Genomic DNA, 26,634 nt, shown 5'->3' with positions numbered 1-26,634 from the left:
TCATCGCTATCGCTGCAAAACCCAGGTCGATTCAGCCCCCCCTGAATTCCCACACCGAATGCATTCATGAGGCAATTGAGTGGAAGGAGAATGGGAGGGCATCCACTGCCCTCCCCTCCGCTGTCCACGCTCCCTGCGACAGTACTGACCAGTACCTCAAGTGGCCAGAATGAAGTCCGTCTGATCAACGGTCGCGCTGCTGACACCCACAAGGCGGATGGAGTCCGCTCCGATCCCGACCACCGTGTCCGCCCCGCTAGCCGTTATGGTCAGGCTGGGAGCGAACGTCGCGCTGGTGATCCCCATCGGCCTGAGATCGAGCAAGTCCTGTCCTGCGGCCGGATTGGCTGAGAAGTTCAGGATCGTGTCGTTGCCGAAACCCGCGGCACCAAACACGAACGTATCGTTACCGGCCACGCCACCACTCATCACGTCGTTCCCCCCAGCGCCGACGATGAAGTCATTACCTGCACCCCCCACGATCGTGTTGGCCAGCCCGTTGCCAGTGCCCACAAAGTTGCCGTTGCCGCCGAAAAACAGGTTCTCGACGTTGGCATCCAGTGTGTAGCTCGCGAGCGAGGTCCAGATCGTGTCGCTGCCGGCACCGGCGTTCTCGCCTACCACGTCCCCGAGGTCGGTGACTTCGTAGATATCGCTGCCGGCACCGCCGACCATCGTGTCAGCACCGCCGTTGCCGATGAGGATGTCGTTACCCGCACCGCTCACGAGCATGTTGGCCAGCTCGTTGCCGCTGCCCGCGAAGTTGCCGCTGCCGCCGAAAAACAGATTCTCGACGTTGGCACTCAGGGTGTAGCTCGCGAGCGAGGTCCAGACCGTGTCGCTACCGGCACCGGCGAGTTCGACCGCCTGATCCCCAAGGTCGGTGACTTCATAGATATCGCTGCCGCCACCGCCGGCCATCGTATCGGCACCTGCGCCACCGATGAGGACGTCGTTACCCGCACCGCCCGCCATCGAGTTGGCCAGCGCGTTGCCGTTGCCCGCAAAGTTGCCGCTGCCGCCGAAAAACAGATTCTCGACGTCGGCACCCAGGGAGTAGCTCGCGAGCGAGGTCCAGACCGTGTCGCCACCACCACCGGCGAACTCGATCACCTGGTCCCCAAGGTCGGTGACTTCGTAGATATCGTTGCCACCACCGCCGACCATCGTGTCGGCACCTCCGGCACCGCTGATTATGTCGTTACCCGCACCGCCCACGATCGTGTTGTCGAGCACGTTACCGCTGCCCGCGAAGTTGCCGCTGCCGCCGAAAAACAGGTTCTCGACGTCGGCACTCAGGGTGTAGCTCGCAAGCGAGGTCCAGACCTCGTCGCTGCCGGCACCGGCGAGCTCGGTCACCACGTCCCCAGCGTCGGTGACTTCGTAGATATCGTTGCCAATACCGCCGGCCATCGTGTCAGCACCAAGACCGCCGATGAGAACGTCATTGCCCGCGTCACCATTGAGGATGTCGTTGCCGCCCAAGCCGTTCAGGATGTCGTTGCCATCACCTCCGCTGGCCACGTCGTCACCTGCCGTGCCGGTCCATATGTCGACACCGGCGGTACCGACAAACACTTCGCCGACCACAGTCGTTGGCGCTGAGAAGACCTGCTCCAGCGTGCCGAGGCCATCGGTGAAACTCGCGACAACGCGAAGGCTCAATCCGACCTGCGCCTGGGTCGGCGTGAAGGTCAAGCCCGTCGCACCGGCAATGTCCGTGAAGGACACGCCGATACCCCCTACTTGCCACTGGTGCGTGACCACCCCAATTCCGTTGGCGTCGGTGAACGCATCCGTGGCGGTCAAGGCCGAGCCTTCCGTCGGGCTCGTATCGCTGATCAGCACCGTGCCAACCGGCAAGAGGTTGACGGGGCTGCCGCCGAGCGGCGCAGTTGGCGCGGTCGGCGCCGAGAATATGCTTTCCAGCACGCCGTGGCCGTCCTGATAGATGGCCCTGACGCGCAGCGCCAGTCCCAACTCAGCCGCAGTCACCGTGAAGGTCGAGCCGGTTGCGGTTCCTAGTCCACCTCCGAGCGCAATACCAATGTCGTCGAAGATACCGGTGCCCGGGTTCGTTTCGACCTGCCATACGAAGGCGATGGGACCGGTGATCGCACCGCCTGCAGTGACATTGTCCGCATCGCTGACGGTGTCGGCCAACACCGTCAACACCTGGCCAACGGCCGGCGTGCCATCGCTGACTCTCAGCAAGCCCACCGGCTCGGCGTTCAAGCCATTGACGAGAACCCGCGACTGATCGGCGAACTGCAGCCGCTCGATACTGCTGAGCCTGTCAGTACCGTCCCGACCGACGACGCTGTCGGCCACGGTGATCGTGCCGTCGACGTTAGCGGTGACGGTGTAGTCGGCCAGAAGGCCGGTGTACAGGGCCGTGTCGAAGGAATGGCCAGGGTTAAGGGGGTCAGGCGCATCCATCAGGATCTCACGGACGGCGACGAGTTGACCGGGGTTGTAAGTGCCGTTGAGCATGAGCGGCACCAACGGGACCATGCTGTCGAACGTTGCGATCTCCGGACCTGTGCCATCGATGTTCTGCCGCACGCTGATACGTACGTTGAGCCACTTGTCACCGTCGACCAGGTCATCGCCACCACCACCTTCGATGATGTCGCCGCCGCCGCCGCCGAGGACGATGTTGCCGGCACCGAACTGATCGTCTGCCGTGCCCACAATGCCGTCCGGGCCGGCAGCTGCGGTGCCGACGAACGAGCGCAGGCCGTTGACCAGGTCGAAGTTGGTGAGCACGCTGCCCTGAGCACCGGCAGCCGCGATCACGGTGGCATCGGCATCATCGCCACGCAGGATGTCGCTGAAGTGCGACCCCGCCAGACCTTCCACCAGTTGGAACCGAGCCACGGTTGCGGCCAACTCCGGCAGTGGCGGCGCGAGAGCGATCTCGGCGAGGCCCAGGTCGACGGACACGCCGAACGGGTCGTCCTTGAAACCGGCCCAGTCGTAACCGGAGCCACCCAGGTAGCGGTCCCCCGCGCCGCCGTTGCCGAACATGATGTCGTCGCCACCTTCGGCCATGAATCTGTCGGGCCCGCCCGTGCCGGTGAAGATGTCGTTACCGCGTATCAGGTCGAGCCCGTTCGGGTCGAAATTGTCACCGGGAGCACCATCGGCGGTTCCCTTCTCGATCCAGTCGTCACCTTCGTTACCCATCAGCTGTTCATCGGCCATGCTGCCCATGATGAAGTCGTCGCCTGCGCCACCGAAGACCTCCGAGGAGTCCTCACCGGTGACGACGAAGTCCTTGCCGAAGCCGCCGAGGTTCAGATTCACGCCGTTGCCACTGTGGATGACGTCGTTGCCGTCGCCGCCATGAATGGTGTCGTCGCCGCCCATGTCGGTGATGATGTCGTCGCCGTCGCCCCCGACGATGAAGTCGTTGCCGTAGCCACCTTCGAGGCGGTCATTGCTACCGTCGCCATAGAGCGTGTCGTCGCCGTCGCCAGAAACGAGAATGTCATTGACGGCCGAGCCACCGAGCACCACATGGTCTTCGCCGGTGTACTGCAGGTAGTTGGTATCGGGACCGACCGTGTTGGGGTTGTCCCGAATGACCAGCGGCGTGAGGAGGATGCCGCCGACAGGATCGGTATTACCGGGCAGGTCGTCGACGGTGCCCACGATGCCATCCGGCCCGGCAATCACGCTCTCGTTGAACTGCCTGGTCGGGTCGACCTCCAGGGTAAAGGCCGGAGTCAAGAACATGACGGCTGGCAGGTGGGTCGCATCGGTATTGGCCATCACCAGTCTCGCGAACGAGTTGTTCTCCAACTCGGTGACGAAGTTAAGCCCCGCGTTGCGTTCCAGGTAGTAGAAACGGTCGGCGTTCTGCAGCTTCTCCATCTGGTTCTCGAACACGAAGTTGAAGGTCGAGCCGAGCATGCCGCCAAACGGCATTTTTTCCTCGGCGAGGCCGCCGATCCAGAGGTCGATGTTGTCCAGACCGGTAATGGTGACGCCGGTCGGGCCACTCGCCCAGGCGCCGGTGCTATTGAGGAAGTCCAGCCGGTCCGCCGGCTCGCCGGCACCGCCCAACACCAGGAGCGAGGCCGCGGCGCGCTTCCCGTCGAGCGTGGTGGCACTGGTAATGGAGGCGTGCGTGCCATAGGCGGCGATGAAGTTGATCAGCGATTCCGGGTGCTTCAGGTGTTGCACCAAATCGGCCCAGCTGAGGTAGGGCTTCAGGTTGCTGTCGCCGGACGCGGTGTAGAACTCACGACGCGCCTCGTTCAGGGTCGGAAGCCCGGTATCACGGCCGCGCGCGATGTTGATGGCGGGCAGGTCGAGCGGCAGGCCCAGCAAGTTGTTGCGCACCGCTTCGGTGACGAACTCATCGATCTCGTTGCCGACCTGGCGCGTCAAGCCACGGACGATGGCACCGGCCGCCTGCTCCGGTGTCGGGCCGCTGGCCGCAAACGCCAGCGGATTGAGGAAGGCCTGAATCAGGCCGATCTCGCTGGAGGCGAAGTTGGGGTCCAGCCGGTCGATGGTCTCGGTCAGCATCGAGTGGCCGAGGCGGTAGACCGCGTGCGCGAACTCGGCGACGATCGCCGGGTCGATCTCGGTTTGATAATTCTGGTGTTCGCCAAGGAACGGATCGATGTTCGGCTGAATGGTACGCGCGAACTCTTCGAACACCAGGTGCTGGTACTGCATCTCGGTACCGAATCTCGCCGCCTGGAACAGGCGCTCTCCGTTCCAGTGCAGGGCAGCGATCTCAGCCGCGGTTGTTGGCAACACCAACAATTGGGCATCAGGCATCAGCCACTGGTTCAGGAAGTTGACATCGTTGGAGGCGATGGCCACATCCTTGGTGTGCTGGACCAGACGGTTGTGCTCCGAGTGGAAAATCGCGTGGACGGTGGTCAGGCCGATGTTCTCGTTGACCCGGCCGTCGCCGGCGATGTAGTGCGCGTCAAGCAGTTCGTTGTCGTAGAAGCCTGCGGCCACCGGGCCGCCGGCAACGAGGTCGGCATCGGCCGTCAGTGGCGCACCGGTCTGGCTGTCCACGGGAACGGCGTTGTGGGCGATATCGATGAGGAACTGGTGGCCGGTGCGCACGGCATTGACCAGGCTGATTGGCGCAGCAGGATTACCCTCGACGAGAACATCATCGGCGGTATCAGCAATACCATCCGCACCCCTCATCATGACCATCGGGAAGCCGTTCGGACCCTTGATGAAATTGCCGTAGGCGTCGGTAGCAAGCAGCGGCACGTTGTCGAAGTCGGCATCGGTAAGATTAATGCCAAGCAGATCGCGCGCCTGCGCCTTCACCACTTTCCAGGTGGCCATCCCACCGATTTCGACGTCGTCCGCAGTGCCGAACAGGCCATCGGCGCCCAGGTCACGGTTGGTGATCAGCTTGCCGGTCGCCACCGGGTCGCCGGCGGCATTGAACTCGTAGGCGCGCAGGAACACCTGGTGCGAAGGGTGCGAGGTATAGGTCTGGTTCTGGTCAACGAATGGCGTAGTGGTGTTTGAAGCCTCGTGGATGTCGTCGGCGGTGCCCAGGATGCCATCAGGCCCGGGCAGGTTGGTGGCCCGCGTCATCACCATGAAGTTGGTCGGGCTGCCCGGAACGAACAGCGGGTCGTCCGGCTGCAGCGGGATGAACACCGTGCCGCTGCCGCCCTTGGTCACCAGGTCGAGGCCGTGGTCGAAGAACTGACCGAAGAAGGTCATCCAGGGATTGAACGGTGCGGACAGACCCACGTCCGGCGACTGGTTAGGCATGAAAAAGGTCTGGAAAGTCGTGCCGTCGGTACGGGTTCCAGTAATGACCTGCGCACCGTCCTTCAAGACATCGTCAACCGTGCCGAGGATGCCATCCGGACCGGGATCGAACGTGGCCGCGACCGCTGCCGGGTTGTTGGCGGTGTTGTCGGCGATCAGATTGCTGATGGTCCGTGGCTGCGAGTCGATCACCAGGCCGCTGGTCTGGGCGTAAGAGGTGCCCGCCTCCGCCGTATCGAACTGCGCCGGAACCAGCCGCGGGAAGACCGTGTCGGCTGCACCGAACTCGTTCTGACCCGCCACCAGGTTGTTGAACGACCCGTCGACCGTGCGCAGGCCCAAAGGCAACCGTGCATTCGGCAGCATGCTGAGGAGATCCTCACCGGCTGCATTCCTTTCCGAGATCAGAATCTGGTCGAGAATGAACTGCAGATCGGCCCGGATATAGTGCACACCGGTGCTGGCGACCGGAGTCTCGACCGGCAACGGGGCTGCCGGTGGCGGAGCAACGCCGGCTACGACCGCTGCGGTTGGAGCAGAGAACGCAGTCTCAAGCACACCATTTTGATCCTTGTAGACGGCCCTGACGCGCAATTCCAGCCCGGCGAGATCCGGGGTCACCCTGAAGGTCGGCCCGGTTATATGCGCCAATGCTGCGCCTCCGTCCGCAATACGGGTGATGTCCTGAAAGACGCCCGTACCCGGGACTGCTTCGAACTGCCAGTAGAAGGCGATCGGTCCGGTGATGGCACCGCCGGCGTTGTCGGCATCGGTCACGTCGGCAGCCGATACCCTCAGCAACTGACCCGTGGTCGGCGTAGCGTCCGGGGTGTTGCTGGCAGCATCGAGTATGGTCAGCAAGCCCAGCGGGTCGTTGTTGAGCCCGACCCCGCCTGGCAGGGTGAGCGACTGATCGTTGAACTGCAGCCGCTCGATATTGGTCAGGCGATCGGTGCCGTCGCGCCCGACGACGCTGTCGGCCACGGTGGTCACGCCGCCCACAGTGGTGACTGTATAGTCGAGCCGGTTGCCAGTGAACAACGCCGTGTCAAAGGCGGGGGCATCCGTCAGGACCTCGCGGACGATGACCAACTGACCGGGGTTGAAGGTGCCATCGAGCATGAACGGGATCATGGGTTCCATGCTGTCGAAGGTGGCAATCTCCGGCCCGGTTCCGTCAAGGTTCTGGCGCACGCTGATGCGCACATTCAGCCACATGTCACCGTCGATCAGGTCGTCACCGCCGCGGCCTTCGATGATGTCGCTGCCACCACCGCCGAGGAGGATGTTGCCCGCGCCGAACTGATCGTCTGCCGTGCCCAGGATACCGTCCGGGCCGGCTGCAGCCGCGCCAAGAAACGCCCGCAGACCGTTGATGAGGTCAATATTGGTGAGCACGCTGCCTGGGACACCGGCAGTGGCGATCGCGACCGCGTCGGCATCATCGCCGGTCAGCATGTCGCTGAACGCCGACCCCGACAGACCTTCCACCTGGGCGAACTTGGCTTGCACGCCTGCAACTGAAGGCGACAGGGCCGATTGTTCGAAGGTGATGCGGCTCATGTCCACAGTCACGCCGTAATGATCATCCTTGTAGGTGGCCCAGTCGAAACCGGACATGCCCAACATCTTGTCCTTGGACTCACTGCCGATGAAGATGTCATCGCCGCCTTCACCGATCATTTCATCGAAGCCGCCGTCACCGCTGAAGACGTCGTTGCCGCCGGTCAACTCTGCCAGCAAAGCCAGTGGCAGGTTACCGGCGAAATTGTCGCCGGGGGCGCCGTCCTGGGTCCCGACCTCGATCCAGTCATCGCCATCGCCGCCCATCATTTGTCCGTTCAGCCGGCTGCCGAGCATGAAGTCATTGCCGGCGCCGCCGAAGACCTCCGAAAAGTCCTCGCCGGTGACGATGAATTCGTTGCCGTCACCGCCGAGGATGATATTGATGCCGTTGCCGCCGTGGATGACGTCGTTGCCGGCCCCGCCGTGGATGACGTCGTCGCCGCCCATGTCGGTGATGATGTCGTCGCCATCTCCCCCCTCGATCTCGTCATTGCCGTAGCCGCCTTCGAGGCGATCATTACCGGCGTCGCCCCAAAGCGTGTCGTCGCCGTCGCCAGAGACGAGAATGTCATTGCCGGCGGTGCCGCCGAGCACGACATGGTCTTCGCCGGTGTACTGCAGGTAGTTGGTATCGGGACCGACCGTGTTGGGGTTGTCGCGGATGACCAGCGGCGTGATCACGACGCCGTTGATGATGATGCCGCCAGTGGGATCGGCATTGCCGGGCAGGTCGTCGGCGGTGCCCAGTATGCCGTCCGGACCGGCAATCACGCTCCGGTTGAACTGCCTGGTGGGGTCGACCTCGAGAGTAAAGGTCGGGGTCGAGAAGATCTGGCCCGGGAGATGGGTCGCGTCGGTGTTGAGCATCACCATCTTGGCGAACGAGTTGTTCTCGAGCTCGCTCAGGAAGTTGAGTCCCTGGGTGCGGTGCAGGTAGTAGAGCCGGTCGCCGTTTTGCAGCTTCTCGAGCTGATCCTCGAAGACGAAGTTGAAGGTCGAGCCGAGCATGCCGCCGAACGGCATTTTTTCCTCGGCCAGGCCGCCGATCCAGAAGTCGATGTCATCAACGCCGGAGATAGTAAAGTCGTCTGCGGTGTTCGGAATACCGTCCGCCCCGGCGTTGTTCGCCCAGACACCGGTGCTGTGGAGGAAGTCCAAGCGATCCACCGGCTCACCGACGCCGCCCAACACCAGGAGCGTGGCCGCTGCGCGTTTCGCGTCGAGCGTGGTGGCACTGGTAATGGAGGCGTGCGTGCCGTAGGCGGCGATGAAGTTGATCAGCGATTCCGGGTGCTTCAGGTGTTGCACCAAATCGGCCCAGCTGGTGTAGGGCTTCAGCTGGCTGTCGCCGGTGCCGGCATAGAATTCACGGCGCGCCGCGTTCAAGGACGGGATGCCGGTATCGCGGCCGCGCGCGATGTTGAGGGCGGGCAGGTCGAGCGGTAGGCCCAGCAAGTTGTTGCGCACCGCTTCGGTGACGAACTCATCGATCTCGTTGCCGACCTGGCGCGTCAAGCCGCGGACGATGGCGCCGGCCGCCTGCTCCGGGGTCGGGCCGCTGGTCGCAAACGCCAGCGGGTTGAGGAAGGCCTGAATCAGGCCGATCTCGCTCGAGGCGAAGTTGGGGTCCAGCCGGTCAATGGTCTCGGTCAGCATCGAGTGGCCGAAGCGAAAGACCGTGTGCGCGAACTCGGCGACGATCGACGGATTGATTGTGTCATCGAAGTCAAGGAAGGCATCGACCTGCGGTTGAATGGTACGCGCGAACTCTTCGAACACCAGGTGCTGATACTGCATCTCGGTGCCGAATTTCGCCGCCTGGAACAGGCGCTCACCGTTCCAGTTCAAGGTCGACAGATCAGCAGGAACAGCCGTGACGGGCGTCAGCAGCCACTGGTTCAGGAACGTCAGGTCGCCGGCGGCCGTTGAGGCGAGGACCGTGTCTTTGGTCTGCTGGACCAGCCGGTTGTGCTCCGAGTGGAAGATGGAGTGGACGGTGGTCAGGCCGATGTTCTCGTTGACCCGGCCGTCGCCGGCGATGTAGTGCGCGTCGAGCAGCTCGTTGTCGTAGGAGCCTGCGGCCACCGGGCCGCCGGCAACGAGGTCGGCATCGGCTGTCAGTGGCGCACCGGTCTGGCTGTCCACCGGGCTGGCATTGTGCGCGATGTCGATGAGGAACTGGTGACCGGTGCGGATCGCCAGCGATGCGTCGATCGGCGCCAGCGGATTACCCTCGACCAAGCCGGTCGTGGTCACGATCTGCGCAAAGCCGTTCGCCCCCCGAATGAAGTTGCCGTACGCGTCGGTCGCCAACAGCGGCAGGTCGAGGACGTCGAGATCGTCGAGATCAATGCCAAGAATGTCGCGCGCCTGCGCCTTCACCACTTTCCAGGTGGCCATCCCGCCGATTTCGACGTCGTCCGCAGTGCCGAACACGCCATCGGCGCCCAGGTCACGGTTGGTAATCAGCTTGCCGGTCGCCACCGGCTTGCCGGCGGCATCGAGTTCATAGGCGCGCAGGAACACCTGGTGCGAGGGATGCGAGCTGTAGGTCTGGTTCTGATCGACGAATGGCGTGGTGGTGTTTGAAGCCTCGTGGATGTCGTCGGCGGTGCCGAGGATGCCATCGGCCCCGGGCAGATTGGTGGCCCGCGTCAACACCATGAAGTTGGTCGGGCTGCCCGGGACGAACAGCGGATCGTCCGGCTGCAGCGGGATGAACACCGTGCCGCTGCCGCCCTTGGTCACCAGATCGAGGCCATGGTCGAAGAATTGACCGAAGAAGGTCATCCACGAGTTGAACGGCGCGGACAGTCCCACGTCCGGCGACTGGTTAGGCATGAAAAAGGTCTGGAAAGTCGTGCCGTCGGTACGGGTTCCAGTAACGACCTGTGCACCGTCCTTCAAGACATCGTCAACCGTGCCGAGGATGCCATCCAGACCGGGATCGAACGCGGCCGCGACCGCCGCCGGGTTATTGGCGGTATTGTCGACGATCAGGTTGCTGATGGTGCGTGGCTGCGAGTCGATCACCAGGCCGCTGGTCTGGGTGTAAGAGGTGCCCGCCTCAGCCGGGCGGAAGACTGGAATGGTCAAGCGCGGGAAAATGTTGTCGGCTGCGCCGAACTCGCTCTGACCCAGTCTCAGGTTGTTAAACGTCCCGTCGACCGTGCGCAGACCGAAAGCAAATTCCGGGTTCGGTATCAGGCTGGCGAGCGACTGGCCGGCAGTATCCGCTTCCGCGATGAAAATCTGCTGGAGAATGAACTCCAGGTCCGACTTGTTGAAATTGGCCATTTTGGAATGCCCTCGATCTATTTGGGTAAAGGCACGGGACGAGAAAACCCTCCCGCGCCAAGTCAAGTGCTGGCTTGCGCAGTTTGTTGGTTAGTTTTTTTTGCGAGAGCGGGCGTTACCCGGGACCCGGGATGCGCGCCTGGAATTCGCGAAATGGATTGCTCGCCGGGCGATCAGGCAGAGCGGATTCGAGCCCTGGGAGGGCCATGGAATCTGGAAGTGAAGGCGAACGTCCTTGACAACCCCTTCCCTCTAAAAAAGAACGAAATGATCGACATGATTCGCTTCCTCTCAGGAGATTCACCGCGCCTTGCGTTGCCAAAGCGATGGCAAGCTTCAGACGTGTGGGCCCCCCGATAACTAAGACTAAAGTCCGATAACAAAACTTTGTCAATTTAACGTCGTTAAAACAGACGACCGGTTTTTGTCTGTTCAACTAGCTGTTTTTGAAAGACATATAGAAAGTTGAGTGCAGGTATAGAGCAAAATGTTATTTCGAACTGTTTCACCGCCACCTACGCTGCTGCATAAGGGAGCAACGCAGCGATTTCGGAAGACTCGCCATCCATAGAGCGACCAGCCTGCGTGTCCATAAGCTGTTTAAGGAACTACATTTATCGTTAGCTGTTGCGCCACAAGGGCAACCGGCTTTTCGAAGTGGGAGGACCAAAATGCCCAAGCAGTCGAGCATCCGTTCCGAACTGGCCGACGCGCTCTTTCGTATGCGCCGCAGTTTTTATTCACTGGCAGGGTTCAGCGGCGTCATAAACGTCATGATGTTGACGCCAGCCGTTTATATGTTGCAGGTCTACGATCGGGCCCTGGTCAGTCGCAACGTCACGACGCTGGCGATGTTGACGGTCCTGGTGGTAGGACTGTTCTTGCTGATGTCCACGCTGGAAATGGTCCGCACCCGCGTGCTGATCCGGGTCGGCAACTGCCTCGACATGGAACTCAACCGACGCATTTTCACCGCTGCTTTCGAGCGCAACCTGAGCCGCGCCGGAGGTAATCCGGCCCAGGCCCTGCAAGATCTCGCTCAGGTTCGCCAGTTCGTCACCGGCAATTCCCTGTTCGCTTTCTTCGATGCACCGTGGACGCCGATCTACTTGCTGGTCGCCTATCTGATCCACCCACTGCTCGGACTGCTCACGCTGATCGGCTCGCTGATTCTGATGGGCCTGGCTTACCTCACTGAAAAGGCGACGCAGAAACCGCTGGCCGACGCCAATCAGGCCGCCCTCTCCTCCGCCCTATACGCCAACAACAACCTGCGCAATGCCGAGGTCATCGAGGCCATGGGCATGCTGCCGTCGATCAGCAAGCGCTGGTTCCAAAGCCATTTGCGCATTCTGGAAATGCAAACCCTGGCCTCCGACCGCGCCGCCTTGATCAGCAGCACCGGGCGCTTCGTGCGTATCACTTTGCAGTCGCTGATCCTCGGCGCCGGCGCGCTGCTGGCGATCGAAGGCAAGATCACCCCGGGGATGATGATTGCCTGCTCGATCCTCACCGGTCGCGCACTGGGCCCGGTGGAACAAGTCATCGCGTCGTGGAAGCAACTGCTCGGCTGCCGTTCGGCCTGGGGCCGGCTCAATGAGATGCTGCACGACTATCCGCGCCGGCCACCGAGCATGTCGCTGCAGCGGCCGTTGGGCATGCTGGCGGTGGAGAATGTGTATGCCGGCGCCCCCGGCACCAACAACACGATTCTGCGCGGGGTGAGCTTCAGCCTTGTCCCCGGCGAAAGCCTTGGCATTATCGGTCCGTCCGCCTCGGGCAAATCCACCCTCGCCCGCCTGCTGGTTGGCGTCTGGCCGGCGCAGGCCGGCAAGGTGCGCCTGGACGGCGCGGACATATTCACCTGGAACAAGGGCGAACTTGGCCCTTGGCTTGGCTACCTGCCACAGGACGTGGAGCTGTTCGAGGGCAACATCGCCGACAACATTGCGCGCTTTGGCGAAGTGGACAGCGAAGCGGTGATCCGCGCCGCCAAGATCACTGGCGTGCACGAGATGATCCTGCGATTCCCGCAGGGTTATGACACCCGTCTGGGCACCGATGGCAGCCCGCTGTCCGGTGGTCAGAAGCAACGCATCGCCTTGGCCCGCGCGTTGTATGGCGAACCCAACCTGATCGTGCTCGATGAGCCGAACGCCAACCTCGATGACGTAGGCGAAAAGGCCTTGGTCGATGCGCTGGCCGAACTCAAGGGCCGAGGCGCCACCGTGATTCTGATTTCCCACCGCCCCAACGTACTCTGCGCCGTCGATCAGGTGCTGATGATGCGCGACGGCGGCGTGCAGATGCTTGGGACGCGCGATGAAGTATTCGCAGCGCTGCGCAAGGCCAGTGTAATGCCTGCAGGCGCGTCGACTCCGCTGGCCTCCGTCAAAGCACGGGAGTGACCGATCATGCAAATGAGCCAAACCACCGAAATGATTCAAGCCGATTCCAGGAGCGTGGTAGATCTGGACGTCGGCAAACCCGCCCGATGGGGCGTGTGGCTGGTACTCGCCGGGTTCGGCGGCTTCCTCCTGTGGTCCTGGCTGGCGCCGCTGGATGCCGGCGTGGTCGCCACAGGCACGGTCAAAGTCACCAACAATCGCAAAGCCGTGCAGCATCTGAGCGGCGGTACCGTGGAAGCCATTCTCGTCCGCGAAGGCGATCTAGTGACAAAAGGTCAGGAGGTGGTCCGCCTCGATTCGTTGCGGGCCGTTTCCGAACAGGGTGCGGTCAGCGCCCAGTACATCGTCAGCAAAACCGTGGAAAACCGCCTGGAAGCGGAACGTGACGACCGCGATGTGGTGAACTTCGACCCCGAGTTGCTCAAGCGCTTCAAGGATGACCACCGCCTGGAAGCCGCCATGGACCTGCAACAGCGCCTGCTGGACACCCGGCGTGCCGGTCTCGCTGGCGAAATCAGCATCCTGCAGGAAAACCTGGCGGCATCGGCGGTGCAGCTCAAGGGACTGCAGCAGGTTTACACCGCCCGCGCCTCGCAGATCAGCTTCCTCAACCAGGAACTGCAAGGCACCCGCGTGCTGACGGCTGAAGGCTATGTGCCGCGCAATCGCCTGCTTGAGCTGGAACGCAGCAATGCCGACCTCTCCGCCGGCCAGGCCGAGAACCTCAACAACATCGCCCGCGTGCGTAGCCAGACCACCGAAATCAAGCTGCGCATCCTGCAGCGCCAGCACGACTACCTGAAGGAAGTCGAATCACAGCTGACTGAAACCGCCAAGGAAAACACCACACTGGCCGACCGCTTGCGCGGGCTGGACTATGAAGTGACCCACACGGTGATTCGGTCGCCGATCGATGGCATGGTCCAGGGCCTGAGCATTGCCACCGTCGGAGGTGTCATTCAACCCGGCTTCAAGATCATGGAAATCGTGCCGGTCAACGAACCGTTGCAGGTCGACGCGATGATTCCCGTGCAGGCCATCGACAAGATGGTCCCCGGCCTGCCCGTGGACATTTCCTTCCCGGCCTTCAACCATGCCAAGACGCCAAACATCCCCGGCCGCGTGAAGACCATCTCCGCCGACCGCCTGATGGACGAGGAAAGCAAGCAACCGTTCTATCTGGCTCAGGTGGAAGTCACGCCCGATGGCATGAGCCTGCTTGGCAGCAACCACATTCGCCCCGGCATGCCTGCCAGCGTCACCATAAAGACCGGCGAACGCAACATGATCAGCTATCTTCTTAAACCAATGCTTGATCGTGTGGACAGCTCATTCAAGGAACAATGAGATGGAACGTCGTTGCCTGTTCTTCTGCCTGCTGGGGTTGGCCATGCCGGCCGGTGCCATGGACCTCAAACAAGCCTGGGATCTATTGCAATTCCAGGGCCCTATTTACCAGGCCTCCGTGCATGAAAAACAGGCTGGCGAGGAAAACCGCGCCATCGGCAAGGCCGGCCTGCTACCGCAGATCAATGCCTCGGGCTACCACAACAAGGTCAATGGCTCCCAAAGCCAAAGCGGCATCGACAGAGATCTCCATTACGACTCCAAGGGCGCCAACGTGCGCCTGCGCCAACCGCTGTTCAACAAACAGAAAATGGCCGAATACCGCCAGGGTCAACAGCGTGCCGACTACAGCGTCGCGGTATTCGATGCCAAGACCCAGGACGCCGCGGTGCGCTTGTCCGAAAGCTATTTCGATGTACTCCTGGCCAGCGAAACCATCGTCCTGGCCAAGTCCAAGCTGACCGCCTTCGAAGAGCAACTCGCTTCGGCGAAGCGGCGCATGGAGCTGGGGGCCGGCACCGTCACCGACATCGACGAGTCGGCCGCCCGCCGCGACCTCGCCGAAGCCGAGCTGATCGAAGCGCAAGACAATATGGTCAACGCGCGCGCCAAGCTTGAGGAATATATCGGTGAAACTCCCGAATCGATGACCACCTTGCGTCCGAGCTTCGATACACCACCGCTGCTACCGAGCAACCTGCAGGACTGGTTGGTCAAAGCCCAGGCCGATAGCCCGCTGATCCATGCGCGCCGTTATAGCAGCGACCTTGCCGCAGAAGAAGTGAAGCGTGCCAGGGCTGGCCACTGGCCAACACTGGATTTCATTGCCGGCTACACCGCGGGTGAGAGCCAGTCACTCTCCGAGTTGAATCAACGCAACCACTACGGCTCGATCGGGCTGGAAGTCAATATCCCGCTGTACAGCGGTGGCGGCGTCAGCGCGTTGACACGCCAGGCCAGTGCCAATAGCGATAAGGCCATGGACGAACTCGACGCCGCACGACAGGAAGTCATCACCGAAACCACCCGTGAGTATCAAGGCATACTGAGCGGCGCCAAACGCATTCGCGCGCTGGAGAAGGCCGTAGTGTCCAACGAACGCTCACTGGCATCGGCTCGCAAGGGCTTCAAAGAGGGCGGCACCAGCACCAACTCGGACGTCCTCAATGCCGAAGAGCTGCTCTTCGTTGCGCGCCACGATCTGTTCGAGGCCAAGATACGCTATTTGATGTCGCGCCTGCGCCTGGCCTCTTCAGTGGGCAGCCTGGGCGACGACGATATCAACCAGATCAACGACTACCTCGGCCCGGAACTGCTGGTCACCAACTGATTCCCAACTGCCCGCCGGTCCGGCCAAACGATGGCTGACCGGCGTTCCACCCCATCGAGAAACAGTCAAATTTCCGTCGAACAGAGCGAGCCATTCAATATCGCTCATGCCCCCCCTACACTTCAAAACGTCCCGTGGAGTCTCGATCACGCTCGTATCGTCGTGAGAGTGGAAACGCCGGCAACCAGGATTCGCGACGCACGATCCAGCTTTCGTAAGTGGGCACCAGTTGATCAGGGGCATCCAGGGATCCGAGGTTTACTTCGATCTCGTCTGCGGTGCGCGCAAACACGGACGAGCCACAGACCGGACAGAAATATCGCCCGGCGTAGTCACGTGTTTCGCCGTCGATCGTCACTGCATCCTGAGGGAATATCGCAGAGGCGTGAAACAGCGCCCCATGATGTTTGCGGCAGTCGAGACAGTGGCAAACGCCAACCCGGTATGGGTGCCCCGACGCAACAATGCGCACGTTGCCGCACAGGCAACCGCCGGTGAATCGCTCCATGCTGCGTCTCCTCTCATGTCAAACCTATTGATCGGTATCAACCGCTCGCGCAATTACCCATTGTAGGTCGATTCAGTGTTCACCCCGCAGGTCGCCGGCCAGATCGGGCTGGCCGTAGCGTTTAATAGTTTTTGAGAGTTATTGATTCGGATTATCCAGCGGCTACGGGCAACATTCGGCCCGCATTGACCGGCGTGCAAGCACCTGCTGTGCGTGACCGAATGGCGAATACCAGGGCCTGAATGCAATGCACTCAGGTCAATACCTGGCGCCAGACCGGAACCCGAATGACAACTTTCATCACTTGAGAACCAAACACATGGGCATGTCGAATAAATGGATTGTGGGTATTGCTTTGAGCTGTGTATTTCAGGTCGGCTGCGTCTCGAAAGTAGCGCAGCAAGAGCAATACTCGGGCTTCCTGGGCAATTACCAGGGCCTGGAGGAGCAAACCACGCCGAGTGAGCAGAAAGTATTGCGCTGGGTATCGCCGGGGTTCGATCCTCGCGCGTACTCCACTGTCGTGTTCCGGCAGATGGAACTGTATCCAGCGCCGAAGCCGACCGCTCGCGTCAGCCTGAAAACGCTGCAAGACCTGCAATTGATGACCAGCAACAGCGTCAAGAACGCCTTTGCCCGTCGCTACACGATCGTCCCTTATGCGCAGCTGGCGCCGACCGATTCGCGGTCGCTGATCCTGCAAGCAGCAATCACTCACGTCAGCGCCAACAACGAAGGCATGCACTGGTATGAGGCCGTTCCGATCGCGGCGATAGTTGGGGCAACACAAGCAGCCACCGGGCATCGCGACCAGACTGCCGAGATGTACATCGAAGCCGATCTTATCGACGCCAAAACCGGTCTGCCGGTCGCGAAGATGGTTCGCAAGGTGTTCGGCGGGACACTCAAAAATGCCGAACAGCCGGTTGTCGCCAATGACTTCAAGGTTGCACTCAAAGGCATGGAAGACGACATGCAGGCCCTCCTCCTCAAGCGTTGATGTTCAAGTAAACCCCATCGCACACGTGAAAGCGCCTGCCATCCACCGGCATTGCCGGGCATGGCAAGCAGACCGGCATGGGGTTTCAACGTGGCGTCACGCCACGTTTTCCCTCTGACAAACCGTCAGCCGTGTCGACGCCTGACGTGAGACCCGATGATGAAAATACTGGCCCATACCTTAACGGTCATTACGATGTTGCTGAGCACCAGTGCTCTGGCGGTGACGGTGGTCCCCCTCAAAGGCCAGACTTCCCAAACCATCCAGCAGGACGCCAGCGCCTGCCAGTCCCAGGCCAACGCCCAACAGCCGATACCAGACACCGTGCCATCCGGTGGACGGGCAAAAGGCGCTGCCACGGCCGCGGTTGCCGGGGCGACTGCGGCAGAGGTTCGGGGCCGCCAACATGAAAATGTCTACGACCAGATTGACGATGACACCAAGCAAGACTATCGCCAGAACCATGCACGCAGCGCCGCAGCCGCCGGCGCCGTGGTAGGCGGGGCCAGGCAACGTCAGGCGCGCAGGCAGAACCTGGCCGCGAGCGAACAAAGCAGCATTGCCAACAACTCCATCTACAGCAGTTGCCTGCAACAACGTGGTTACGATGTCTTGCCTTGATCTGCGACGACGATGACCTGAAACATTTGCCGACCTTCCTGACCATGACACAACGAATCAAACCCTATCGATCCAAACCCTATCGAACCCGAGGGCTCTACCGATGCGCCTTGAACTTGCTCCTGTCGTAATGTTTGCCTCCTTGTTGATGGCCGGCTGCTCCTCCTCCCCGAACAACCCGAGTTCGACGTTGCAAACGGAAAAATCGCCCGAACAGTATGTCGACTGCCTCGTACCCAAGTTAAAAGACATCGAGTTGAGCCCGATCGTGTCAGGGAGCGAACGCAGCTATCGGGTTGTCGTTTCGAGCAAAATAGCAGTAGACACTGTGCTGGAAACCCATAAGGCACAGGATGGCGGCAAGGTGTACTTATACGAGCGCCAGTTGCTGGCCTCGACCTTCAAGCCATCGAGTTTCGAGCGTGCCGCACAGGAATGCCTGTAGCGCCAGACAGCCTCTTGCATGCCCTTCTCTTCTCCCCTTGCGACTCCCCTCCAAATGCACCCGTATCGAGCGGGTTGCCCGGCGTACGTTTGACCCGATCAGCCTGGTTACGCGACTGACTTCAATACACCGTAAACGCGTGTCAGAGCATGGGTGACGCTGTCCAGCCCCCCGTTGAAGTCACTCAATGCGTACACGAAAAAAAGCCCCGCGTCCGCCATGAAAGGACGCGGGGCAAAGGCCGTTGAACGAGAGGTGAGGATCGTTTAAGCCACGACAAACAAACCATGAACGTGATTTGTGTCAACGCTCCTCGAGATCCATTTAAAGCGGTAACGAGCCTGGTTCAAAGCTAATTAGAATCAAAAATAATCTTCAATGAACCAGGCGCACAAAAAAACAATTATTGATTTGTATCGTGATAATTCAGCTAGCAATTGAGCCTGTTCGGGACGGTGAAGTTAGTTCACTCCGGCGTGGCTGCGCGCAAATCCACCTGCCCGAGCTTGCAGTTTTCGGATAGCGCAGAAAATCCGTTCCAAGCATTATTCATGGTGTCCAAACCAACAATCAGACCCTCCGCTTGGCCCTCATCTTCGTTCACCTCACAGACCAGAATGTACCGGGCCAAATCCGGCCCCTATACTCAGGCCAGTACCGCCTGAACGGAATATTTCTATGAGCTACACCTTCAAATTGAAAAATGGCGCTGTGGCAGTATTCGACCCAGACAACGCCATTCTGTCCATTACAACACCCCATGGAGATGTACAAAACTCCACGCTAGGTAGAGCAGAGTCGCGTCTGTTGGACCTGCTGCTTAAGGAGCCAGGCATCACTAAAAGCCGCGACGAAATCATCGACTACACCTGGAATGATCGTGTCGTTGCCTCCGGCAGTTTGAATCAAACCGTTTTCTCGCTACGAAATATTCTTAACGACAGTCGAGATCACGAGATCTTGATGACCGTTCCTCGACGAGGATACTGCTTCAACCGGCACTGCGTTATCGACGAAATGACAGCTGTATCAGCCCCCTCAGAGGAAACTGCACAGCCAGCCGCTTCGCCCGATAGCCAACTACCGCCAACTGGCAGTGATGACCTGGTAGCGCCTTCAGGTAAAACCCAAAAAACCTCCAGCCTTACCAAGGCCCAACTGATCGCTTATATCGTTACGTTGGCAGTCGGCGCTTTTACTATTTTTCAAATCGACTTCGACACGCCAAAAATTGAAGTTTCCAGTGTCGAAAAAAATGGACTAGTCATCCACGCCGTAGGCAGTGATCTTGCCGAGGCGCAAGCACTGATGGAGTTGTCAGCCAGACAAACCGAGCAATTGCCAACAGGTTTGAAGGGCCAAGTCTGGATAAACCTGTATAAAGCCAACTATTCCGTTTCGTGCATTCGCCCGGATCTAAGCACTGCAAATTTACAATTAAATAGCAGCGAAAGAGACCTCGCCTTGATGATTCGTCAATGTTTGGAAGTTACCTTATGAAGTTTGAAATTCCGCAAGTTGTTCACTGGCCGATTATAGCCTTGATCAATGCACTCTGCATTTTCTCCTTTGTTTATTCTCCTTCGCACTACATGGAAAACACCAGTTATCAAACAAAAACCCGGCAATCGCTGGAAGATCTTAATCAACTCAACACCGAAGAGTATCTCACCATCGGGCATGGCCGACTCACTGGAACCACGCTGGAAAGCCTGAATGGAAAAATCCGCAATGCGACTATCGCGGCGAATATAATCGGAGAAAGCAGTACACACGTCCAGATCAAAGTTACTAACGTCAAGCTCAGTCAGGACAACGAACTTTTTGCCATTGAAAAGACCCCTGAACTGTTCTTCAGACGTCAATACGTCTTGCAAGAAGGTGCCATCTTAAACTACGAATTGATTCCGACGCAGGATAAAAACGCCGTGTGTTTTTACGTACATGAACTTGGCCGCTTGCGCTGCATGAACCGTTAATTGATCTCCCTCACTGACGCAACACCCTTCGGGTATAGGCGCGCTGCAAAAAACACTCAAACAAAAATAACAATTATTGATTTGAATCAGATGCACCCCCTGCTAAAAATCCCTCACCGATAATCTTTGGAATCGAGCCTGCTTGATTCTCGTCCGGGACAATGCCCAACACAGGGGGAATCAAGTGAAAGCCATGTATTTCCTGCGAACCAGTAAATCGATGAACCTCAGGATCCTGATCGTTTCATTCTTGTCTGCCATACCGTTTTACTCGTCAGCACACGATGAGCACGCGGTCGAAAACACGACAATTGAATATTATGAAATTGAATTAAGCCAAGATGACCGGCAGAAACTATCGCATCTGACAATTCATACTGAGAATGAGTATCATACGGACGAGCAGGAAAGTGATTTTCCTCTCCCGGCCCAACCACAAGGCGATACTGGTACGAGTTACGCCAACTCTCGCATATTATTTTGAGGCGTGTGGCGTTCACCAGGACAGGCGTTCACCAGACCATCCTGACGACCTCCGAAATATGAATTATTGACTTTGGCAGGCGCAATCGGGGTGAGAGGATTTGCAGGCCAAATCGTGGCAGAGATGCAGCTGACACTATGTTCTGGCGAATAAACTGTTCATAAGGAATCGCCTCGATGCTACTGAAAAACTTCGTCACCGTAACGTTTGGCTTATTGCTTTCTCTCAAGGCCATGGCCGACGACAAGGGCATCTACAGTGCCAAATTGACGAGTGTCGAAACCAACAAGAAGGCTCTGAACACTGTGAAAACCGGCTACCAGGTAACGACGGGGTATCGTATCAATGACTGTCATTCCTTTACAGCTGCAGCCATTGACCCGATGAAACCCCAGTCGAAAATCTTCAGTTCGAAGGTTGACCCGCGCAACGTTCAACACATGGACGACTCGCCGCTGGACACCAAGTACGCTTTTTCGGCGGAGCTGGAAATCATCCGGGGGCTCTGACGCCCACTCATCACGCTTCCCGGCACGGGTATATCTTCATCTGGCATGTGACCGCCATTGCTGCACGGACAGTCATTGCTTGACCCTAACCATTCAACAGGTGAGCCTTCAATCTCATGAGTATTGCACCGCCCGATGAAATCTTTCATTTGTCTTCTGCCTTGCCGAGCCAACTGAATAGAACAATAGGCAAATGGGAAATGTGCCTTATCCCTTCAGAGCAGGAGGCGAGCATTCGGCAATATAAGCTCTTTCACAGTCATGAACTCCAGTGCAGTCGACTTGAGTTCGACTCATCCGTCACCCTGGTGAGCTCTGTGCCTGCCGGGTTCATAACATTCGCCATCTCGCAGGCCCCGATTGGTCGCCCCGTCGTCAATAATCACAAGCTACAGCCTAACGAAATCATCGTACTGCACAGCCATGAATCGGTGCATTACACTTGCGAACCGAATGAAACACTTTTCACCCTAACCACAACACTGGAGCATTATGAGCGGTGCCGTCAACATCACTCAGCCATGGATATACTTGCCAACAGAACACAACACAGCTTCCAGGCTGAAAACTTCCAGTTCATACGATCTGCCATTCATGCCATCAGTGCTGTCAGTGCCATCAACACGCCCTGTGTCGACATCGATGACTCTCTTTCATCAGCGCGCAGCGAATCAGAAAGTTCAGCGATTGAAAGTGCGCTACTTGCGTCGCTATTACACGCATTGACACCCGCTGGCGGCTTCAGTCGCAAAGTCCCGACCAGAAGAAAGGTGGCGATGGAAGCCATAGAGTACATTCATGAAAATACAAAAAAAACGCTCACTATCAAATCACTCGTAAAGCAACTTCAAACCACAACACGCACCCTGCACTTTGGCTTCATTGAAACGTTCGGAGTTTCGCCAATCGCCTATATCAGAAACTTGAGGCTCGCAAGTGCCCGTCGCGACCTGATCAATAAAACGTGGCCCACCGTGACAGAAACTGCAATGTTCTGGAATTTTCACCATCTAGGCCGGTTTTCCAAGGCGTACCAGAATGCTTATGGGGAGTCACCGTCAGAAACAGCCCGGCGTAACTCAGCCAAACCCAGAAAATGATGATTAATGATTTCCCTTGATTAAACCGAGTCGCCAACAATTGCTTGTTTGCCGACTCAAGGGAATAAACATGCATTATCGAATCAACACACTGCCACTCAAGCAGAAAATACTTCTGTGCATTACCGCCTATGCAAGCGGCATCTTATTGGCCTGGGTAATTGACTGGTACTGAAGACGTTTAATTCGCGACTACAAAGTGCACAGTAGAAAATGATACCTCGGGGATTTATCGATGGTTGCCGCATATAGAGCGTTACTTGGAAGGCACGCAGTCACTGTGTGCGCGATTGCTGCAGCGGGTTGGGCGGCATGGTTTTGTGCTGGAGGACTTGCCGAGCATTTCATTGCCCGGAAGTTAAATAACATTTATATCGATCTGCGTGCTGCTCAAGCCGAGCCCAATGCGCAGATCGACAAAGTACTGAACACCCTTGGCCATCTTGATCTTTCCGGCCAGGAATGCTCCGACAAGCAATACGCACAAATATCGGAACTGGTTAAAAACTTACGATTTGTTGATCAAGCGGCAGTCCAGTTGCCAAATGGCAAGATCTGTTCATCCTACGGACAAGAACTCACGTCGATACTGGCGGGCGATGAGAAGAGAAAGTTCTCGATTGGAGAGCGAACCTATTGGCTCGGCTCTGGCCAGGTGGCCTCTGCGGACACCGACTTTATCATTGTCTCGGAGCAGTCAGTCTACGTCTGGGCAAACAAGAAAATTCTTCTCGACAATTTAAAACTTCCCGCTGACGTACAACTGGACCTCATCGGTCCCGGCGGCGCCGTGCCCATTGCCTCTACGGGTCCTCAGCCCCTGAAGATGCAGAAGCCGTTCCATCTTGAAGAACTTGTCACCTCGGCAGACAAAGCCCTCATTGCCTTTCCAGGCAGCCGAAATGAACTGATTTCAGTCATCTCTCTGCCGTTGAGCTATCTGCCAGCACTCAGATACAAATTGTTCATTGCTCTTGCTGTCGTGTTCGAACTCCTGCTCTGCCTCTCCTGGCTCACCCGACAACATTACACCTCTACCGCTGTACGGCTGCGCAATGCCATAAAAGCCAACAAGCTGGGTGTTCACTACCAGCCTATCGTCAATTTGACGACAGGCTACTTGGTGGGCGCCGAATCGCTTTCTCACTGGACCTCCAACGGAATCAACGTTCCGGCGGATGTCTTCATCCCGGCTGCAGAGAAGTCCGACTTGATCCGCGAACTTACGCGTTCGGTCATACGACAAGTGGTGGAGGATTACAGCACTTACCTTTGGGCATGCAAGGACTTCTACGTCACGGTCAATCTTTCCGCTCGGGATATTCAGGATCAAACCTTTCCAGATTTTGTGAGCAGCCTGCTGGCAACTTATGACATGCCTGCGTCCGCCATGATCTTTGAAATAACCGAAAGAACCTTGCTCGACTACGAGCCTGCGGCCATGCAATTGCGAAAGCTTCGAGCCTGCGGACATCGTATTGCCGTGGACGACTTTGGCATCGGCTATTCCAGCCTCTCCCTCCTGGACTCCGTGCCGTTCGATATTTTGAAAATAGATCGCTCATTCCTCGAAGACGACAAGATCGCTGCCAAGGATGCCCTGTGGCGACACATTGCCAATATTGCCAAGACTCTAAGACTCAAGGTCGTGGCCGAGGGCGTCGCGTCTCAGCAGCAACTGCCCCATCTGATTTCAGAGGGGGTTCTATTGGCACAAGGCTGGTTGTTCTCAAAAGCGCTAACCGCTGAGGCTTTGGCAAGACGCTATTTTGAATGCCCGGTAAAAATCAGGTCTTTCGACGAAAAGCGGGCCTCAAAAATATCAATCAATGACTTCTATTAACCCTCCAGGCCACTCAAATTCCCGGCGAACCCTAAACCTGTACAAGGACTCCACTACACATGCTACTTCGAAACCTTGGCTTCGCTTCACTGCTATCGTTGCTGTCTTTTCAGGCGCTCGCTGATGACAAAGGTTTGTATCTTGGAGCTGGCGTTAGCAACATCCAGACCGACGATTCCCATCTTGACGATGAGGACTCCAGCTACAAGGTTTACGCGGGGTATCGCGTCAATAGCTACCTGGCCTTCGAGGGCGCCTATGTCGATCTCGGTCAATTCAAGGACAAGAATCTCGATTTCGAAGGCAAATCGGCTCAGGCTGCCGCCCATGTCGGCTTTCCGTTGGGCGATCGGTTGCGGGTATTCGGCAGTGTCGGTGCTCACGCCTGGGACGCCGACGGCAATGCCACCGACGATGATACCGGGGTTGATCTGACCTACGGTGTCGGCCTGGAGGTCGATGTCTTTCGCAACATCGGCCTGCGCGCTGAATACGAAGTTCTGGAGGTCGGAGAGCTCAATCTGAATCAGACAACGGCATCTGCCTACGTTCTTTGGTAACACCGCTACAATTGAGCGGCCTCCCCCGGTCGCTCATCGCACTCGCCGCAACGCTCGTCCTCGCCCTGCCAGCCTCCCTGCCATTACTTCAACGGTTCCCTGGATTCCTGTGCGGGGGCCGGGTACCACTTGTCCCTGGGCACCCATTTCTCCTGTTGCGGATCGCCCAGGTAGTGCGGCGACATGATCTGCACGCCGTACTCGTTGAACACATCCTGGATGTTGGCGTGCAGCATGCTCAGCAGCACGGCGCGCGGCCGAGGCTGACTGGGAATGGCCTGGGCCACCAGTCGATATTCCGGGTAGAAGTCCGACAATGCCGTCTGGAACACCTGGGCTGGCGGTACTTCGAGAACCCCCGGCGTGCGTTTTGCGGCCTCCAGCAACATCGCCTCCACCTGCCGCCACGGCGTGTCGTAGCCGATGGTCACGACTGTGTCGACCACGTAGCCGGGGCCTTGTACCACCCGCGAGTAGTTCTTGGTGACCGTGCCGGTGATCATCGAGTTGGGCAGGGTCAGCACTTCGCCCAGGCCGGTACGAATGCTCGTGGTGAACATGCCCAGTTCAGTCACTGTGCCTTCGTAGTCGCCAATGCGCACAAATTCGCCGGGGCGCAGAGTCCGGGTGTAGGTCAGGATCAATCCCGCCGCTGCCTGGCCCACCACGCTGGTGGCGCCAAGGGAAATCATCAGACCGATCAATACTGACAAGCCTTTGAATGCATCGGTACCGGCACCCGGCAGGTACGGATAGGCCATGGCCAGGGCAAACAGCCAGATCGCCAGCGAAGTCAGGCGCTGAGTCGGCTTCAGGGTTTCGTGGTTCAGCCAGTTAAAGGTGCCGGGCGCGGCCAAGCGCCGCAATATCCGGCGAGAGAACGCTGTCGCGCCTCGCGCAATGAAAAAGATCGCCAGCGCCACGCCGAGCCCGGGGATGGCCCCGAGAATCCCTTGCAGCAAATAACCGGCGACTTCCAGCAGATAGTTGTTAAGGCTTTCACCCCAAGGCCGGGTATAGGGAAAACGCGACAGGACAAACCCCAGCCACTCGTAAGTGAGCAGCAACACGATGACCCAGCGCAGCAATGCCAGCACGCGGCTGACCAAAGGATAGAGGAAGTTGGCGTCGATCAGCGGAACCCGCCCGACCTTCAGGGCCTGGGTGTGCCGATGCATCAGTTCGGGCAGTTTCTTCAGCACTTTGCGCCGCAGAAACGACATGCCGAACAGCAGTGCGATGTACACGCCGGTGGCGATCAACGCGGCGACTACGGAGCGCAGGATCAATTGCAGGCTACGGGCTTCCCGGGTTTCGGCCACCACCTGACGCAGTTTTGCAGCCGCGGCCTCGGCGGCCATCTGCACCGAATCGTATTCGGTCTCGTCGAGGTCCTTGGCCGAAACGATAAAGGCGCGCCGGCTACCCAGCAGCACCATGTAGCTTTGCATGATCGGGTCGAGGGTGACATTGAGGTCGTCCGCATCATCCAGCGCCTCACCGATCACCACTTTCGCCCGTTTGACCCGCGAGGCCGGGGCTTCACCGAGGAGGGTCGCGCGGAACACCATGATGCTGCGGTTGGCCACTTTCAATTCAACGGGAGCATCAACCGCTTTCGGTACATCCTCGGCCCACAGTTGCAACGACCAAAACATCCCGAAAACAGTAAACATTACAGCGAGCAGCCTGCTCCGCATGTGTCGGATCCTTACTTCACAATATTCAGATCGAGGGTACGTACCGCAGCGTAGTTCACCGATGAACGGTTGTCAGATTGTAGGAGCGAGCTTGCTCGCGATAAACCGGAGAGCACCGCGGAGCACCTGCCAACCAGCGTTATCGTTGACGACCATCGCGAGCGA

The 26,634-nt window shown here is 58.7% G+C and carries 16 protein-coding genes; 13 read left to right on the top strand and 3 right to left on the bottom strand.

Going from position 1 to position 26,634, the window contains the following annotated elements; genetic code table 11:
* Positions 1-156: 156 nt before the first annotated feature.
* Positions 157-10,635 (bottom strand): peroxidase family protein, encoded by a 10,479-nt coding sequence (locus tag AC07XF_RS00080; protein ID WP_495024878.1) that lies wholly within the window; start codon positions 10,633-10,635, stop codon positions 157-159.
* Between the two features lie 671 nt (positions 10,636-11,306).
* On the opposite strand from AC07XF_RS00080, the gene AC07XF_RS00075 reads away from it, so the two are divergent.
* From AC07XF_RS00075 to AC07XF_RS00065, 3 genes are read left to right on the top strand one after another with little or no spacing between them, the layout of a single operon-like run.
* Positions 11,307-13,043, top strand: coding sequence for a type I secretion system permease/ATPase (locus AC07XF_RS00075; protein ID WP_495024877.1), 1,737 nt, complete (start codon positions 11,307-11,309; stop codon positions 13,041-13,043).
* 6 nt (positions 13,044-13,049) lie between these two features.
* Positions 13,050-14,390: an HlyD family type I secretion periplasmic adaptor subunit gene (locus tag AC07XF_RS00070; protein WP_495024876.1), complete on the top strand. Its 1,341-nt coding sequence runs from the start codon at positions 13,050-13,052 to the stop codon at positions 14,388-14,390.
* 1 nt (position 14,391) lies between these two features.
* Positions 14,392-15,720, top strand: coding sequence for a TolC family outer membrane protein (locus tag AC07XF_RS00065; RefSeq protein ID WP_495024875.1), 1,329 nt, complete (start codon positions 14,392-14,394; stop codon positions 15,718-15,720).
* Positions 15,721-15,835: 115 nt separating this feature from the next.
* Here AC07XF_RS00065 and AC07XF_RS00060 read toward each other — a convergent pair whose 3' ends face one another.
* Positions 15,836-16,228, bottom strand: a complete 393-nt coding sequence (locus AC07XF_RS00060) for a GFA family protein (RefSeq protein ID WP_495024874.1) — start codon at positions 16,226-16,228, stop codon at positions 15,836-15,838.
* 319 nt (positions 16,229-16,547) lie between these two features.
* Between AC07XF_RS00060 and AC07XF_RS00055 the strand changes: the two genes are divergently transcribed.
* The 10 genes from AC07XF_RS00055 to AC07XF_RS00010 all read left to right on the top strand — a co-directional run bounded on the left by AC07XF_RS00055 (position 16,548) and on the right by AC07XF_RS00010 (position 24,769).
* Positions 16,548-17,228, top strand: coding sequence for a DUF3313 domain-containing protein (locus AC07XF_RS00055; RefSeq protein ID WP_495025078.1), 681 nt, complete (start codon positions 16,548-16,550; stop codon positions 17,226-17,228).
* Positions 17,229-17,387: 159 nt separating this feature from the next.
* Positions 17,388-17,849: a hypothetical protein gene (locus tag AC07XF_RS00050; protein WP_495025077.1), complete on the top strand. Its 462-nt coding sequence runs from the start codon at positions 17,388-17,390 to the stop codon at positions 17,847-17,849.
* 103 nt (positions 17,850-17,952) lie between these two features.
* Positions 17,953-18,294 carry a hypothetical protein gene (locus tag AC07XF_RS00045; RefSeq protein WP_495024873.1) on the top strand — a complete coding sequence of 114 codons (342 nt, stop codon included), beginning with the start codon at positions 17,953-17,955 and terminating at the stop codon, positions 18,292-18,294.
* A 678-nt stretch (positions 18,295-18,972) separates the two neighbouring features.
* Entirely contained in the window at positions 18,973-19,794 is an 822-nt protein-coding gene (locus tag AC07XF_RS00040) for a winged helix-turn-helix domain-containing protein (protein ID WP_495024872.1), read from the top strand.
* Positions 19,791-20,273: a hypothetical protein gene (locus tag AC07XF_RS00035; protein WP_495024871.1), complete on the top strand. Its 483-nt coding sequence runs from the start codon at positions 19,791-19,793 to the stop codon at positions 20,271-20,273. Before AC07XF_RS00040 ends, AC07XF_RS00035 begins: the two co-directional genes overlap by 4 nt.
* 193 nt (positions 20,274-20,466) lie before the next feature.
* Positions 20,467-20,757: a hypothetical protein gene (locus AC07XF_RS00030; protein WP_495025076.1), complete on the top strand. Its 291-nt coding sequence runs from the start codon at positions 20,467-20,469 to the stop codon at positions 20,755-20,757.
* A 176-nt stretch (positions 20,758-20,933) separates the two neighbouring features.
* On the top strand, positions 20,934-21,266 hold the full coding sequence (locus AC07XF_RS00025; protein ID WP_495024870.1) for a hypothetical protein: 333 nt from the start codon (positions 20,934-20,936) through the stop codon (positions 21,264-21,266).
* Between the two features lie 116 nt (positions 21,267-21,382).
* Positions 21,383-22,366: an AraC family transcriptional regulator gene (locus AC07XF_RS00020; RefSeq protein ID WP_495024869.1), complete on the top strand. Its 984-nt coding sequence runs from the start codon at positions 21,383-21,385 to the stop codon at positions 22,364-22,366.
* Between the two features lie 235 nt (positions 22,367-22,601).
* Positions 22,602-24,209, top strand: a complete 1,608-nt coding sequence (locus AC07XF_RS00015; protein ID WP_495024868.1) for an EAL domain-containing protein — start codon at positions 22,602-22,604, stop codon at positions 24,207-24,209.
* 59 nt (positions 24,210-24,268) lie between these two features.
* Complete coding sequence (locus tag AC07XF_RS00010; protein WP_495024867.1) at positions 24,269-24,769, top strand: outer membrane beta-barrel protein; 501 nt, start codon at positions 24,269-24,271, stop codon at positions 24,767-24,769.
* 83 nt (positions 24,770-24,852) lie between these two features.
* Here AC07XF_RS00010 and AC07XF_RS00005 read toward each other — a convergent pair whose 3' ends face one another.
* The gene (locus AC07XF_RS00005; protein WP_495024866.1) at positions 24,853-26,469 is read right to left on the bottom strand and encodes a mechanosensitive ion channel family protein; all 1,617 of its coding nucleotides are present in this window, start codon (positions 26,467-26,469) and stop codon (positions 24,853-24,855) included.
* Between the last annotated feature and the right edge of the window lie 165 nt (positions 26,470-26,634).

The organism is Pseudomonas sp. GW821-FHT01C01 (assembly GCF_059422645.1).
Note: the sequence above shows the minus strand (reverse complement) of the source record. Positions and strands in the feature narration are given on the sequence as shown.

Bases quoted from the DNA above. Each gene is read 5' to 3' on its own strand.
- AC07XF_RS00080 (WP_495024878.1), bottom strand. From the start codon at position 10,635: ATGGCCAATTTCAACAAGTCGGACCTGGAGTTCATTCTCCAGCAGATT.
- AC07XF_RS00075 (WP_495024877.1), top strand. From the start codon at position 11,307: ATGCCCAAGCAGTCGAGCATCCGTTCCGAACTGGCCGACGCGCTCTTT.
- AC07XF_RS00070 (WP_495024876.1), top strand. From the start codon at position 13,050: ATGCAAATGAGCCAAACCACCGAAATGATTCAAGCCGATTCCAGGAGC.
- AC07XF_RS00065 (WP_495024875.1), top strand. From the start codon at position 14,392: ATGGAACGTCGTTGCCTGTTCTTCTGCCTGCTGGGGTTGGCCATGCCG.
- AC07XF_RS00060 (WP_495024874.1), bottom strand. From the start codon at position 16,228: ATGGAGCGATTCACCGGCGGTTGCCTGTGCGGCAACGTGCGCATTGTT.
- AC07XF_RS00055 (WP_495025078.1), top strand. From the start codon at position 16,548: ATGGGCATGTCGAATAAATGGATTGTGGGTATTGCTTTGAGCTGTGTA.
- AC07XF_RS00050 (WP_495025077.1), top strand. From the start codon at position 17,388: ATGAAAATACTGGCCCATACCTTAACGGTCATTACGATGTTGCTGAGC.
- AC07XF_RS00045 (WP_495024873.1), top strand. From the start codon at position 17,953: ATGCGCCTTGAACTTGCTCCTGTCGTAATGTTTGCCTCCTTGTTGATG.
- AC07XF_RS00040 (WP_495024872.1), top strand. From the start codon at position 18,973: ATGAGCTACACCTTCAAATTGAAAAATGGCGCTGTGGCAGTATTCGAC.
- AC07XF_RS00035 (WP_495024871.1), top strand. From the start codon at position 19,791: ATGAAGTTTGAAATTCCGCAAGTTGTTCACTGGCCGATTATAGCCTTG.
- AC07XF_RS00030 (WP_495025076.1), top strand. From the start codon at position 20,467: ATGTATTTCCTGCGAACCAGTAAATCGATGAACCTCAGGATCCTGATC.
- AC07XF_RS00025 (WP_495024870.1), top strand. From the start codon at position 20,934: ATGCTACTGAAAAACTTCGTCACCGTAACGTTTGGCTTATTGCTTTCT.
- AC07XF_RS00020 (WP_495024869.1), top strand. From the start codon at position 21,383: ATGAGTATTGCACCGCCCGATGAAATCTTTCATTTGTCTTCTGCCTTG.
- AC07XF_RS00015 (WP_495024868.1), top strand. From the start codon at position 22,602: ATGGTTGCCGCATATAGAGCGTTACTTGGAAGGCACGCAGTCACTGTG.
- AC07XF_RS00010 (WP_495024867.1), top strand. From the start codon at position 24,269: ATGCTACTTCGAAACCTTGGCTTCGCTTCACTGCTATCGTTGCTGTCT.
- AC07XF_RS00005 (WP_495024866.1), bottom strand. From the start codon at position 26,469: ATGCGGAGCAGGCTGCTCGCTGTAATGTTTACTGTTTTCGGGATGTTT.